This is a genomic window from Psychrosphaera sp. B3R10 (assembly GCF_018861025.1).
Lineage (GTDB): Bacteria > Pseudomonadota > Gammaproteobacteria > Enterobacterales > Alteromonadaceae > Psychrosphaera > Psychrosphaera algicola.
The window spans coordinates 288,423-304,021 of the sequence record NZ_JAHKQH010000026.1 but is presented as its reverse complement, the minus strand read 5'-3'; the positions used below and the strand labels follow the sequence as shown (position 1 = coordinate 304,021).

At 42.5% G+C, this 15,599-nt stretch carries 7 protein-coding genes; 4 read left to right on the top strand and 3 right to left on the bottom strand.

The window, feature by feature from the left end:
- Window positions 1–279: 279 nt before the first annotated feature.
- Window positions 280–2,964: a putative Ig domain-containing protein gene (locus KO525_RS10705; RefSeq protein ID WP_215963797.1), complete on the bottom strand. Its 2,685-nt coding sequence runs from the start codon at window positions 2,962–2,964 to the stop codon at window positions 280–282.
- A 445-nt stretch (window positions 2,965–3,409) separates the two neighbouring features.
- Between KO525_RS10705 and KO525_RS10700 the strand changes: the two genes are divergently transcribed.
- The 4 genes from KO525_RS10700 (at window position 3,410) to KO525_RS10685 (ending at window position 13,331) form a co-directional block, all read left to right on the top strand.
- Window positions 3,410–7,504 carry a carbohydrate binding domain-containing protein gene (locus KO525_RS10700; protein WP_215963796.1) on the top strand — a complete coding sequence of 1,365 codons (4,095 nt, stop codon included), beginning with the start codon at window positions 3,410–3,412 and terminating at the stop codon, window positions 7,502–7,504.
- 127 nt (window positions 7,505–7,631) lie between these two features.
- Window positions 7,632–10,574, top strand: a complete 2,943-nt coding sequence (locus KO525_RS10695) for a TonB-dependent receptor (RefSeq protein WP_215963795.1) — start codon at window positions 7,632–7,634, stop codon at window positions 10,572–10,574.
- Between the two features lie 838 nt (window positions 10,575–11,412).
- A complete protein-coding gene (locus KO525_RS10690) occupies window positions 11,413–12,507 on the top strand; it encodes a sensor histidine kinase (RefSeq protein WP_252736684.1) in 1,095 nt (364 codons plus the stop codon).
- Between the two features lie 14 nt (window positions 12,508–12,521).
- On the top strand, window positions 12,522–13,331 hold the full coding sequence (locus KO525_RS10685; protein ID WP_215963793.1) for a LytTR family DNA-binding domain-containing protein: 810 nt from the start codon (window positions 12,522–12,524) through the stop codon (window positions 13,329–13,331).
- 102 nt (window positions 13,332–13,433) lie between these two features.
- Here the strand turns inward: KO525_RS10685 and KO525_RS10680 are convergent, their stop codons facing one another.
- Together KO525_RS10680 and moaA are read right to left on the bottom strand one after the other, a co-directional pair.
- Window positions 13,434–14,018 carry a molybdenum cofactor guanylyltransferase gene (locus tag KO525_RS10680; RefSeq protein ID WP_215963792.1) on the bottom strand — a complete coding sequence of 195 codons (585 nt, stop codon included), beginning with the start codon at window positions 14,016–14,018 and terminating at the stop codon, window positions 13,434–13,436.
- 135 nt (window positions 14,019–14,153) lie between these two features.
- Entirely contained in the window at window positions 14,154–15,128 is a 975-nt protein-coding gene (moaA, locus tag KO525_RS10675; protein ID WP_215963791.1) for a GTP 3',8-cyclase MoaA, read from the bottom strand.
- Window positions 15,129–15,599 lie beyond the last annotated feature (471 nt).

The window sequence follows — 15,599 nt, the reverse complement described above, 5'->3', positions numbered from 1 at the left end:
GCTACAGTAAGCCATAAGGTTAGTCGACCAAAATTGAGTGATCAAAGGCGGAAATTAACAGATGAATTGTGCCGTACTATTTGGGCTGACCATTGAAGTTAGTGTCAGCCAACTGACTTATCTATTATCGGAATGAAGTTATGGCGATAGAAATAATAAGGGAAATTGATTTTAGATTTAGAGTCGCGTGTTGAAGGCCAGATCGGGACAAATGAAAACGCCCTTAAACCGAAGTTTAAAGGCGTTTTTTAAGGGTTACACTAAGGACAATTTATGTACTTAATAAAAGTACAGGTTGTCAATGAAGATCGTACCATTCCCAGTGTTTTGCGCATCAAACTTAAATTGAAATGCATTTGTTAAGTCAACGACTGAAGAGAAATCACTAAGTGGGATCTCAACACTCTGCCAACCGCCTTGAGTCGTGGTGATGGTGTGATTCGTTTCTGCCCCAGGGCTGATTAGGAACAATTCGAATGCTGTTGCATCGGCAGTCCAATAATCGATGTGTAAGGTCGTTTTACCTGAAACATCTTTATTAGGAAATTCAATTCCTTGGTAGGTTAAACCATCCATTTTAACCGTATTGTTACCCTCAATACTTACAATTGAGGTAGCCGTTGATTGGCCCCAATCTGGGTTTACATTTACGCCATCGATATTGGTAAATGCATCGCTAAATATTGAGATTACATCGGCATCAAGTGCTGTTGGTGTTGGTGCCGCTTCAGTTGGACCGGTTGCAACCGGAGGGGTAACAGAACCATCGGCAGATGAGAAGTACAAGTTGTCGACATAAATTGTACCGCCACCGGTATTTTGTGCGTCAAACTTAAATTGGAATGCATTTGTTAAGTCGACAACAGAAGAGTAGGTACTCAGCGGAATGTCTAGACTTTGCCAACCGTCTTTAGTTGTCGTTACAGTATAATTTACTTCTGCGCCTGGGCTAATTAAGAATAACTCAAATGCGTCCGCATCAGCTGTCCAGTAGTCAATATGTAGACTCATTTTAGAAGATACATCTTGGTTCGAGAACTCAATACCTTGGTAGTTTAGGTTTTCCATTTTGACGGTATTATTACCGTCGACATCAACAATACTTGTGGCAGTCGCTTGACCCCAATCTGGATTTACATTGACACCGTCAACGTTGGTGTATGAATCACTAAATATTGAAATTACGTCAGATGCTGATGCCATTGGCACCGGCGCGCCCGCAGTAGGACCCGTTGTTATTACTGCGCCTGAGCCTGAACTGAATGTAATATTATCGACGTAGTTTACGGTCGCTTGAGCTCTACTACCGGTTCTGTCTGGGAACACGACAAACGCACCGATATCATCATTTTCAGGTAAACCAATCATACTGCAGAAATTAAACGAGAGTTTTTCCCACTGATTAACAACGGTATTGGTAGCCGAAACTGTGCCATGAGAGCCCCAACCATCACCATTGAATTTTTCAAATTTAACGTCAACTGGACTTAAGGTATCTTTGTAAACATCCATAGTTACCAAACAGTTTGAATCACTTAGCGCAAAATTATCGATGCCCTCAGTTCGTGCTCCGATCCACTCGCCATCGCCTTGAGCAACGTTAAACAGACCTGCAGTGGCAGAGGCATTGATCCCCGTTGTGTTTGGATTGCTTTCAAACATGATATTGGCTGTGTCAAACGATTCCCAAGTCAGTTGTGAGCCTTCAAAGTCGATACCTAATGCAGTCGTTGTGGTTGCGCCATTGCCATTGCTGTTTGAAATCGCGCCGTCTGCATTAAATGCCACGTTATCTAACTTGAACATTGCGCCATCGCCTTGGCCCCATTGTGGGAATACCAATACGATATCAACTTTTGACATGTCGAGTCCGTTGTCAGCTAAACTTTTAAGATTAAACGTATACGTCTGCCAAACATCTAATACCGGTGTTACGTGACCTTCTTGGCTAGTGGAAATATTAACTTCTACAGCTGTACTTGGATCTGATGTTTCTAGTTTAACAAACCAAGAAACGGTTCCTGCGGTAGGTGCCTGCGTCATTTTAAGGTCAAAAGACAAGGTACCGTCATCTGTAATGCTACTTGCGTTGTGGATTACGCCATTTGTCGCACCGTGAGCTTCTCTCGTTGTGAAACCTACAACCGTGCTACCTGTAATTTTAAATTCAATGGCCTGGCCGTGATCAGCGTCATCGGCACTTACTACTGGTGGGTATGTACCAGAGTCGTCCCAAGCGAACCAACCCGTTTGCGTACTTTCATCAAAAATACTTAAGGCGCCAGTTGTCGGTGTGAGGTCGACTACGCCCGCCGCTGCTACGGATATCGTAAAGGTGTCAGTAATAGCGTCGGTACCGTCAGATATAGTTAAGACTACACTATGATCACCAACGTCTGCTTGAGCAGGTGTGCCACTTAATACGCCGCTATTTGCGTCAAATGATAGCCAACTCGGAATAGTCGTGGCACTAAGGGTTAATGTATCACCATCGGCGTCAGAACCGGTTAATGTGTAGCTATAAGCGGTATTTTCAGTTGCTGCTGTCATTGAGGTACTTGTGACCATAGGGGCAGTATTTGGAACTGTAACTGAAATCGTAAATGAAGATGTTGTTGTATCTGTGCCGTCGCTAACCGTAATAGTAACGTCGTGATCACCATTGTCGGTTGCCGTAGGTGTACCGCTGAGTGTCGCGGTTGCTGTATCAAAACTTAACCAGCTTGGTAATGTTGTTGCGGCATACGTTAACGTGTCGCCGTCGGCATCTGTTGCAGTAACGGTGTAAGTGTATGCATCGCCGGCTGAACCTGACGTTTGAGCTGTACTTGAAATCGCCGGTGCAGCATTGACTGGGTCTGTAACGACAACTTCTTCGTCATCATCAGAACTACAAGCACTCAGTGCCATAACCATTGCGCCAAAAACCAGCGATTTATTAAATTTAGTGTAATTTGAATTCATGTTAACCCCATTATCGTACGACCAAATAGTCGTTCTTTTTTATTATTTGCCAATTCGGCTGAATCCACTGTTGGTTATTTAATCCATTACGACAATCGAAACGCGACAGGGCGGTGCAAATTTTGCGACTAGGTGGAATACCGATAAATTTGAAACTATAAATAGGTGAGCATAAACGCCTGCTCTTCTTTATGTTCTCTGACTTAAAATAGGAGAGGATTTAGCAGGAATGACTTTACGGCCAAAGGGCAAAAACGGTGATTTGTCCGCTTTATCTTTCTAACGTCCCGCCTTGGCGATTATTTTAATAGCGCATCAAACTGCTGTGTTAAAAATTACCCTAGCGAAATATACATTTGGTAACGATACGTTTTAACTCTCAGCTCGGGAGTAAAAACAATAATAATAATTCGAGTACCCAATAAATTCACATTGGAGATAAGTAATGAAACTCAACAGGGTTACACAATATGCAAGATGGCGTTTGCTTACAGTCGGACTTGCCTTATCTGGAGCCATAGTCGGCTGCGGAGATACCATTAAAACAGAATCTGATTTCACCCCACCGGACTTAAGAACGCCGAGTTCTGACTGGGAGTTGGTATGGAGCGACGAGTTTGATGGCGCCAGCTTAGACATGTCAAAGTGGTCGTTTGAGATCAATTGTAGTGGCGGCGGTAACAATGAAGCGCAATGTTATACCGACTCTCCTGAAAATTTATTTTTACAAGAGGGTATTCTAAACATCGTTGCCAAGCCTACAACACCGGGGTCGGGTTTATCGAAACCGTATACTTCTTCAAGAATCGTCACCAAGGGAAAGGGGGACTTTAAATATGGTCGTATTGAGATAAGAGCTAAATCACCTGAAGGGCAAGGGACGTTTGCTGCAGGTTGGATGATGCCTACCGACAGTGTTTATGGTGGTTGGCCACATTCTGGCGAAATAGACATTATTGAATGGGTCAATATAGGTGAACTACGCGCAGATGGAGAAATTGATTCTCATGTGCATGGCACACTGCATTACGGTCCACTTTCTGGCAACCATGACTATTCGGGTAATGAATATGCTTTGCCAACTAACCAAGGTCCTGAAAGCCAATTTTATACCTATGCCGTTGAGTGGGAAGAAGGCGAAATTCGCTGGTATGTGGACGATGTTTTATTTGGCTATCAACGTGATTCTGAGGTGACTTACCGTGCGATAGATAATGAGGCGAACGGGTTAAGTACTAAAGGTTGGTATACCGTAGATCAAAACTCTGTAGATAAAGACATCATGTATGGTCCAGCACCATTTGACCAAAACTTCTTCATCATTTTAAACAATGCCGTCGGTGGTGATTGGGCTGGCAATGTCAATCAAGCGTTCGACTATCAGGTTGGCGATGACAAAGGCACGTTAGCTAATGGTGTGTCTCATTCTGCGTTTGCAAATGGCAATGCGTTGCTGGTGGATTATGTGCGGGTTTATCAATGTTCCAAAGATCCGGTTACGGGTAAAGGCTGTGCGACAATCAATTCAGATTATTACAATAATACCTTTATTCGTGGTGCCGCTCCTGTACCTATTCCGCCAATTTTGCCTGTACCGGTTGGCGTAGACTTGTTTGAAGACAGTGATTCAAGTTGGAATTTAGTGGGTGATTCTGCGTCGATAGTTGATTCAAATGATGAAAACTATGGCGAAGTTGCGTTATTTAGCAATGCATCATTAACAACCGAGTTTGGTTTTTCGGGTATCGCATATGACGGCACTTTGTTACCAGATGACGCAAAAATCGAATTTGATGTCAAAGTGGTAAGTGTCCCGCAGGACGCATCTCTCGATTGGACAATTAAAATAGAATCGACTAAAACCGACGGCACTACACAGGAAACAACGGTTACTGCTGGTGAAGTGCTTTTATCGTCTAATATTGATGGTGTATCGCTCGTCTCGGGTGAGTGGCAACATGTTATGTTCGATATTGGTTCATTTCGAGCTTTAGGGTTAGATACGTCAGCAATTACTGCGATAAAATTTTTAAACGCTCTTGGTGAATTTCAAATCGATAACGTGAGCATAGGTGCGGCGTTTGAAGGCGCAAAATTAACGTTATTTGAAGACGACGTAAATCAAAACTGGCCAATGTGGGATTCTAGGGTTGCTGATGGTGAGAGTGACGCTGTACCAATGGTGGTGCAAGATGATGATGAACATGGCAATGTCGCTGAGTTTCATATAACGGGAGCAGCCGTTGTTGGATTTAATGTGCGGTCTGATCAAGGTGGTTCTGGTTATCCTTTTGACGGCAGTTCACTTTCACAATCTGGCGTAATCGAGTTTGATTTAAAGTTAATGTCCCCACCATCAAATCCTAACGCACCTTGGTACTTAAAAATTGAATCAAATGGCGGAACGGCATTAGGCGGTACAGCCGACGAAATTCGTTTAACAGATAGTCCCATTCTAAATGAATGGGTTCACTACAAACTTCCTCTAGGTCCACTTGTTGAAGATGGATTTGATGTCTCTGCAATTGACGTTGTGTTGGTTTTTCCTGCCTGGGGACAAGGCGATGGCGCAATATTTCGTTTAGATAATTTTAAGATACATAGTTCTGGCCCGGTTGACGGCGGCACAGGTGACGTGAAAGGACCAGATAATACCGTTTATGACCGTGCATATACTCTTTACCAAGACGCAGTAAACAGTGCTTGGAGATTATGGGACTGCTGTGCATTTTTACCTCAAGTTGAAGCCGAAGATGATGCTGAGCATGGCAGTGTTGTTGAATTTACCATAGGTGAAGGTAGTGATGGTGGCACTGTCGTAGGATTTTTTGGTCGAGATACCGGAGGCGTCGCAGATGTTGATGATTATATCAACGAAGGTGTTTTACGTTTCGACATGAAAGTGGTCACAATGCCAGACAATGGTGAAACAAGCTGGTTATTAAAGTTAGAAAGTGCCGGTGGGAACACCGCTGCAGAGGTTGAGCTGACAACAAGCAAACAAGGCGAAACACCAGTACTTGGTGAATGGCAAGCATATACTTTTCCACTAATAGAATTAGCGTCTGCCGGTTTAGATTTGACCGCTATTGATATTGTTATGATCTTCCCAAGTTGGGGCAATGGTACCGGCGCAGTTTACCGAGTAGACAATATTTATTTTGGTATCCCGTCTGATGATGACATTTCAAATGATATTTCAGAGCAAAAAGGCAATGGAGAGGAGCTTATCCTCAATGGCATGTTCGACAGTTCTGCAAATTGGGGCGGCACCGACGGAATGGTGGACAGCATATCTAACGGCATATTCACTGCGGATGTTGCAGTCGCTGGAAATCCATGGGACGTGAGTTTAAAGCAAAATATGACTTTAATTGCCGACCGCACTTATGTCTTGAAGTTTGATGCACGTTCAGACGATGCTCGCGACATTATCGCCGGACTTGGTCTTGACCATGATCCTTGGACCAATGTTGTCGAAACAGTGACGCTGACTAATGAGTGGACAACTTATATGGTCACTATCACAACCGTTGGATTTGGTGATGACAATAGTCGCGTGTTGTTTGACCTTGGGGCAGCCGTAGGCGAAGTTCAACTTGATAACGTCAGTGTTCAACTTGTCGGTGAGGGCTCAGGAAATGGTGGCGGTACTGTCGTAACAACTCCAGGCGAAGAGATCGTCGCCAATGGTGGTTTTGACTCTGCAGCAAGTTGGGGCGGAACTGACGGAATGGCAGCAAGCATTAGTAATGGAATATTCAGTGCCAATATCGCCGCGGCTGGAAACCCATGGGATGTGAGCTTAAAGCAAAACATGACCTTGGTTCCGAATACGACTTACACATTGACCTTTGATGCACGTTCTACTGATTCTAGAGAAATAATGGCTGGACTTGGTTTAGACCATGATCCTTGGACCAATGTTGTTGAAACGTTGACCCTAACGCCAGATTGGACAACCTACACGTTTACGATAACCACGACCGGTTTTGGCGATGATGCAAGCCGAGTGTTCTTTGACTTAGGCGCCGCGACGGGCGAGGTTCAATTGGACAACATTAGCGTGAAAATCGTTGATGACGGCAGTGGTACAGGAAGCGGTGGCGGCACTGGTGGTACTGCAGGTGGCGAATTATTAATAAACGGTGGTTTTGACTCAGCAACCGGTTGGGGCGGAACAGATGGTATGGCGGCAAGTGTTGGTGGTGGCATCTTCAGTGCTGATATAGCCGCAGCTGGTAACCCTTGGGACGTTAGCTTAAAGCAGTCCATGACCTTGGTGCCAGGTACGACGTATTTATTGAAATTTGACGCGCGATCAGACGACTCCAGAGAAATAATGGCAGGGCTTGGTTTGGATCATGAACCTTGGACTAATGTCGTTGAAACGTTAACGCTAACGCCAGACTGGACAACTTACACGTATACGATTACTACGACCGGCTTTGGTGATGATACCAGTCGCGTATTTTTCGACATGGGCGCGGCCGTTGGCCAAGTGCAGTTGGATAATGTCAGCGTCATGGTTCAGCAATAGCTGGGATTTACATGGAAATAAGGGTGAGTGAGCTTGCCCTTAATAAAAGTGAACTAAAACTATTTATCAATGTTTTCAACCAAATGAGTTTTAGTTGTTCAGTAAACAAATTATTAGAAGAGAAGTTATGAAATCACTTAACTTTAAAAAGAACAAATTGGCGTCGTCATTGGCCATTATCCTTGGTACAGCTGTTGTGCTTCCAAGTTTTGCAGCCGAAGATGACAAAATTGCCGACGACGAAATTGAAGTCATTCAGGTCAAAGGGATCCGAGGTAGCTTAATTCGATCAATGGATCTAAAGCGAGACAGTTCAGGGGTTGTTGATGCAATTTCTGCCGAAGAAATGGGTAAATTTCCGGATACGAACCTAGCTGAATCCTTAGGCCGTATTACTGGCGTATCTATTAGTCGGTCAAATGGCGAAGGAAGTCAGATCACGGTTCGTGGTTTTGGCCCTGAGTTTAACTTAATCACGCTTAATGGCAGACAAATGCCGGGTACCGGTTTTACCCGTTCGTTTAGCTTTGAAAACTTGTCGTCAGAAGGTGTAAGTGCACTAGAAGTTCAAAAAACGGCTCGGGCAGAAGTGCCTACCGGTGGTTTAGGGGCAACCGTTAATATTGTTACGGTTAAACCTTTACAATCACCAGGCGAGAAATTTAGCTTGATGGGTAAAGGTATTTACGACTCTTCAAACGTGGCTGGAGATGATATTACGCCAGAATTTGGTGGCATCTACAGCAATACGTTTTTAGACGAAACCTTTGGTGTTGCCCTGTCTGTTTCTCACCATCGACGTGACTTTCAAAAGCAAGAAGCCAACATTCAAGGTTGGCAGGCCAATGTAGGCCTCCCAACATTAGATGATGACAAGGTTATTGACCCTCGTCCTATGGACAGTGAAGGTAATCGGATTGGTAATCACTATTTTGCCAAAGACATGAACTACGGTATTGCCGACGTTCGTCGCGCCCGCACGAATGGTCAACTTACTTTGCAATATGCAGTCAATGACGACTTTGTTATTACAACGGATTACACAGCAACCAATGCTGTGACCGCGACCGAATCTATTGGTTGGGGGATTTGGAACAACTTTGGTGCCAATATCAACAGCTATGAACTTGATAGCAATGGTACGGCTATTTATGCTGATATTAGTGGTGACGACGGTTCATTTAGCGCGAGCAAAGATACTACCGAAGTTAAGTCTAGTTCATTCGGTATTAATTTCGATTGGCAATTAACAGACGATTTGCATATCGAATTGGATTACCACGACTCCATCACTGAAATAGATAATGGCGCAGATAAAGGCAGCGGTAACTCGGGTCAGGTTATTTTGGGTTCGGACCAATTAGCATCTAAAATTTATGATTATCGTGAAGGTGAAATCCCAAGCGTAAATATACTTTGGAAAAACGGTACAAATGAAATACTGCCGAGTGAAATTGACTCTAACTTCAGTCAATTTTTACATAATCCAGGTGAGTCTACTGTGCAGCAATTTCAATTGCACTCAACCTGGGCTAACCCATATAACTCATCTCTAGCGTATGTTAAAGCAGGCGTTTCAAGCACCACACAAACCATGAGCGGTTCGTCTGCTTGGAGTGGACTGCGTGGTGGACCAGGGTTTGATCCTAGTTTTGTTGAAATGTTGCCAGACGATATGTTTGTTAGACACGATACGGGAAATTTCCTCGACCAGTTTGACGGTGGTGGCAGTGATTTAACCCCAGGATATTATTACACATACGACTTTGACGAAGCAGTTGCGAGACAAACCGCGGTGTTGACTGAAGATGTGTTAGGGGCGAATGCTTATGTACCAGATGCCTATTACAGTGGATCTGTTCCACAATCGTTAGTTGAAGAAACAACAACAAGCTTTTATTTGCAGACAGAATGGGATCTTGAAGTTGGAGATTTCCCTGTCCAACTAAATGCTGGTATTCGTTATGAAAAAACCGAAGTGGTTAGTCCTTCAGAAAGCCAAATTCCATTGCAGGTAAATTGGGTTGCGGCGTCTGAGTGGATAACTGACTTTAAACCAGAATTAGAAGAAGTTACCTACACCGGTGAATACGACCTTATTTTACCTATGTTAGACATCAAAGTTGATTTAACTGATGAGTTGGTCGGTCGTATGTCGATGGGTAAAACCATTACACGCCCTGGTTTAGGCAATTTATTAGGTTCGTTTTCGGTCTCGGGTAGCCCTAAAATTGGTGCGCGCACCGGTGGCAGAGGTAACCCTAACTTAGAACCATACCAATCAACCAACGTAGATGTGTCATTCGAATATTATTACGACGATGCAAATTATTTGTCTCTTGGCCTATTTGCTAAAGAAGTGGATAAATGGATTGATAACTCACAAGTTGAGATCACGATTGATGGTATTCACGACATCTATTTAGGTGACCGCTGGAATGCCGCGGTAGGCCAAATAGAAGCGCGTGGCGAACAAGCGACTGACAGTGCAATTTTTCAGCAGATGTTAGCCAATAACAATGGCAACCTAGATGGCGTAATCGAACCCGATCCAGCAACCGATCCATTAGTAACGTGGACAATCAGTTCACCTGAAAACGTGGACGAACGTTCTGTATATGGTTTGGAATTTGCGGTGCAGCACGTATTTGGAGAATCAGGCTATGGTTTTGCGTTCAACTCGACATTTGTTGACGGTGACGTTGAATATGATCCTGAATTACTTGAAATCCAAGCCGTGTTACCAGGTTTAAGTAACTCAGCTAACTTCCAACTGTTTTATGAAAAAGACGGTTTGTCGGTTAAAACTACATATTCATGGCGTGATGAGTACTTGATTGGTCAAGGCCAATCTCAAGGTTCGTCAGATGTTCCACCACAATTTGCGAAAGAATTTGGCCAATGGGATATCAGCGTGAATTATGACGTAACTGAGCAGTTTACGGTCTTCTTTGATGGCGTAAACTTGAACAATGAAACCGAACAAGGTTTTGGCCGATACGAAGAGCAATTTTTATACGCTCGACAATACGGTACACGTTACGTAGTTGGTGCTAGATACAGCTTCTAATGTTGTCTAAGTTGTAACGCTAAAGGCCGCTGCAGTTGTTGTAGCGGCCTTTTTACGTTTTGTTCTAAGTAAATGACATTACTTTTCTGGCTTTGACAGGGGAAAACTGGGGGGGGGTGTCTACGTTGTTTTTCTTTAGGCTTTGACAGGGAAAACTAGGGTGGGTGTCTGCGTTGTTTCTCAGGCTTGGGCAGGTGAAACTGAGGTGGGTGTCTACGTTGTTTCTCAGGCTTGGGCAGGTGAAACTGAGGTGGGTGTCTACGTTGTTTTTCAGGCTTGGGCAATTAAAACTGGGGTGCGTGTCTGCGTTGTTTTTCAGGCTTTGACAGGGAAAACTAGGGTGGGTGTCTACGTTGTTTTCCAGGCTTGGGCTGGTGAAACTAGGGTGGGTGTCTGCGTTGTTTTTCAGGCTTTGACAGGGAAAACAGGGGTGGGTGTCTTCGTTGTTTTCCAGACTTTGATAGGGAAAACTAGGGTGGGTGTCTGCGTCGTTTTTCAGGCTTTGACAGGGAAAACTAGGGTGGGTGTCTACGTTGTTTTCCGGGCTTGGGCTGGTGAAACTGGGGTGGGTGTCTGCGTTGTTTTTTGGACCGCTGAATTTGGGTTAAATGACCATTAGCTCCAATAAGTTATCGCGGTCGCACTGGCCGTTAAAAATGTCCACTTTGTCTGATTTTAATTGTAATGCTATTTATTGAGGTTAATGTCGTTTCTTTGGTGGTTCTAAAATTTACAACTATTGACCGTGAATAAACGGGTTAACATAGGCAAGTAATACATGGTGTGCTAGGTTTAACCGACTGTTTTAAAACGTAATGGCGCTATGATAAAAACAAGAATGTCGCAATTTTGGGTAATGCAGGTAGGCTTTTGGGCTTTTCTTTGTATTATCAGTCTGTTCACGCTAACGCTTTGGTATGCACAACTCAATTTAATTTATGTTGGCCATACTTTGCTGCAAGGTATTGTTGGGTTTATTGTTTCGATTCCCTTGTACAAAGTGTTTATGAGTGTATGGAATAAACCCGCCTCTATTAGGTTAACGGTTGGTTTTATTTGGATCATGCTCGTGGCTGCCATTTGGACCGCAATTCGAATTGAAACCTACATGTTTATGACGAACGAAGGTGGCGTTTGGCGAGATTTTGGCGGTTGGTATTTTGGCAGTATTTTTATCTTTTTATGTTGGGTAAGTATTTTTCATGGATTGCGTTATTATCAATTACTCGAAGAAGAACATCGAATTATGTTACGGGCAGAGGCCGAAGCTCGTGAAGAGCAATTAAAGCGTTTAACCGCACAAAGTGTTGCACGAGACGCCAAAATTAAGATGTTGCGATATCAGTTAAACCCTCACTTTTTATGTAATACGCTCAATGCAATAAACTCCCTAATCGAAGTTGAAGCATCAGAACAAGCACAAAAAATGACGGTGCAATTAAGTAAGTTCTTACGTTATTCATTAGATAACAATCCAGACACTAAACTGCCTTTAGACAAAGAGCTTAATGCGCTAAAATTGTATTTGGAAATTGAAAAAACACGCTTTGGCGAGCGCTTAAAACTCGACTTCAATGTGAGTGAAAACTCAAAATTGGCTTTGGTACCTAGCCTATTAATTCAGCCCATTATTGAAAATTCGATGAAACACGTTATTGCTCAGAATGAAGAAGGCGGTACGATAAGTTTAAAATCTTACATTCAAAACGATAAACTGATCCTCGAAATGAGCGATACTGGGGCTGGACCAGAAGTCGGTCGTCAGGCGTCTAAGAGTAAAGTGGACTTCAAGCAAAGCCGAGGTGTTGGATTAAGAAATATCGACGAACGATTAAAAGTTATTTACGACAATAACTACAAATTTGAGCTCGAATCCAAATCGTCTGGTGGGCTTACAACAATAATAACCATACCCTATGAACCAATGGCATAGATGGAACAGAGCATATGAAAAAAATCACTACATTGATTGTTGATGACGAGCCGTTAGCCCTGCAGATCCTGCGTTCGAAGCTAAGCAAAATCGACAATATCGACATAATAGGCGAGTGCTCAAATGGGCGCCAAGCCATCGAAGTGATAATGGAAAAAAGTCCAGATTTGGTTTTTCTCGATATTCAGATGCCGGGAATAGATGGTTTTGGTGTTATTAAAAAATTACAAACAGACGTTATGCCACTTATTGTATTCACAACCGCTTACGAACAATATGCTATTGATGCTTTCGACGTCCATGCTGTTGACTACATATTAAAACCGCTAGATTTAGAACGTTTACAGCTGGCAGTAATGCGAGTGCAAGAACGAATATTAAGTGAAGAAAAAGACGGTAAAAATCGGATTATAAGTGCTATTGATTCATTTCGTGATGATGATTCGATGACAGAAGAAGATTTAGCTCGTGCCGCTAAAAACAACCCTAACCTAGAGCGTAAAGTCCTGATCAAAGACCGAGGCGATATCACCCTGTTAAAACAGTCGGAGATAGAGTGGGTCGACGCCGCCGGGGATTACGTATGTCTTCATGCTGGTGGTGTTACACACATAAAACGCAGTACGTTAAAACAATTGCTAGAGGAATTAGATCCGACAATATTTAAACGAGTACACCGCTCTACTATTGTAAACTTAACGTATATTAAAAAAGTAACACCGCATACTAAAGGTGAGTTTTTTCTGCAGTTAGGAGAATATGATCAGGTAAAAGTAAGCCGTAATTACAAAGATGTCATTAAGCAATTTTTGGTTGATATGTAGATTGTCGAGAAGCTCTTCTTTGTGACGATAGACTGCTCTAATAGGTAAATTGTGCAATCCTTGTATTAAAAATTTGTATTAAAATATACGTTACAAACGTGGTTAGCTTTTTAACTTTGCTAATGCCGCTTGCCACTCTTCAGGTCTGTTGGAATTATACAATACGTCAACATCTTCTAATTTTATTGCTTCTGCATTTATTTTGTCTAAAAAGTGAAACATAGATAAATTTTTCTGAGTATCGGTTATTTCAATTAACGTTTTAAGTATGTCTAAAGATGGCCGGATCAAAACGGGTAGTGGTTGTCGATGAAATGTCACGGCATTTTCATTTATTAATGAGTACTGGGCCAATTGAGTTAACGTTTGTGGTTTGAGCAAAGGTAAGTCGACAGGAACAAATAGGAAGTTGGTTTTGATATCTTGATTGATTGCATAGTCTAAGATCGACAATATGCCACCAAGTGGGCCTAACGAAGACGTTATGTCGGCGATTTGATTAGAGGCAACTGTTTCAAAGCCAAATGGGACAGAATGCAAAACCTGCCGAGCTCCAGCTGTGGTAAGACACTCTGCGGTAAAGTCCGCCATGGTTTTACCATGACGCTCTAATAAGGCTTTATTGGTCCCCATCCGTTGAGACTTGCCTCCTGACATGACAACACCAATAAATTCTGAATGAGACATTAAACGGTTCCAATATTGATTTTACCAAATGATTTATATGCATTAAGACAATACATACTCAACGGCACGTTAGCACTATAAAAACAGCAAATTAATGCCAACGCTCAGTCGAATAAAGTGAGGTTTAAGAGCGACTTAGCCACCTAACATTGCGAGGTGTTTTGTAGCACCGGTTTTATTGTCTTGTAAAAAATGCGTTTCTTTTTTGTCGTCTAATTGTGTTTGTAACCAAACTTTAAGTTGTGACAATTGACTGCTTGATTGCAACAGATGTCTAAAGTTAAGGCCTTCTTCGGCAAATAAACATTTATGTAAATTACCTACCGAAGAAACTCGAAGACGATTGCAACTTGCGCAAAAGTCTTTGCTGTATGGCAATATAAAACCAATTTTACCCTGAAAATCAGGATGACAATATTCTAACGCGGGGCCTGCAACTTTAGATTTAACAATTGGTAACCACCCATCATTTTCAATTTTGTTCTTAAGTTGCTCGCCATTGACATGCTGCTTGGCAAAATACGTTTTATTGTCACCGGTTTCCATCAGCTCAATTAATCTTAAGCTCAGGGGTTTAAATTTTATCCACTGCAAAAAGTCGGTTAATTCGTTTTCATTAAACTGTTTAAGCAATACGGCATTAACTTTTACATTTTTAACGCCCAACGAGATTGCTTTGTCGATACCTTTTAGAATGGACTGGTGTTTATTACTGCCTGTTATGAGTCTAAAGGTGTCTGACTTTAAACTATCAATACTGACGTTTAGAGAATCTAATCCAGCATCGACCCAATTTTCTATTTGGGTTTCGAGATTGTAGCCGTTTGTGGTCAATGCCACGGTATCAACACCGTCGACGTTTTTTACAACGCGAATGATCTCAGCAAGATCTTTTCGCAATCCTGGCTCGCCACCGGTGATCCTTACCTTACTGACACCCAGCTCTGCAAAGGCCGTTACTAACCTTTTTATTTCGTCTATTGTTAAAAACTCCCGCGGATTACTGCAATCGTATCCATCCGGTAAACAGTAGTCGCATTTGAAATTACAGACGTCGGTTATCGATAGTCGCAAATAATGGAACTGTCTTTGGTAACTATCTATCAACATACTGGGGAATTTAACCGTTTCATTTTCACTTCTTTTTCAAATTTTGTTTGTCGTAACTTTGGGACCACAGGGCTCTGTTAATTCGCGCTTCTGTATTTCTACTCTAATAGCACTGCCTTTGTAATACCAGTACTACTGTATTTCTTCGCGAATGAGATAGCCTAGATTTTATTATCGCAGAAAACGAATTTTTAACGGAATTCATTTCCGGTCTTTTTTACAATTACTTATAACAACCATGGCGCGTAAACGTTAATCAGTTGGTGCCTTCAACTTCCATACCAGAAGATGTAATTGACTAAACCTAGGGTGTGTAAGGGATAGAAAAATAACCAAACTAATACAAAAGCAAACGTTGCGTCAAATTGGGGACGTATTCCTATTGTGGTGCATCCGTTGTGGTGCAAGTGTTTTGCATGCGTTTGATAAAAACGACTCATAACATGCCAACATCAATAAAATAGCAGGTTA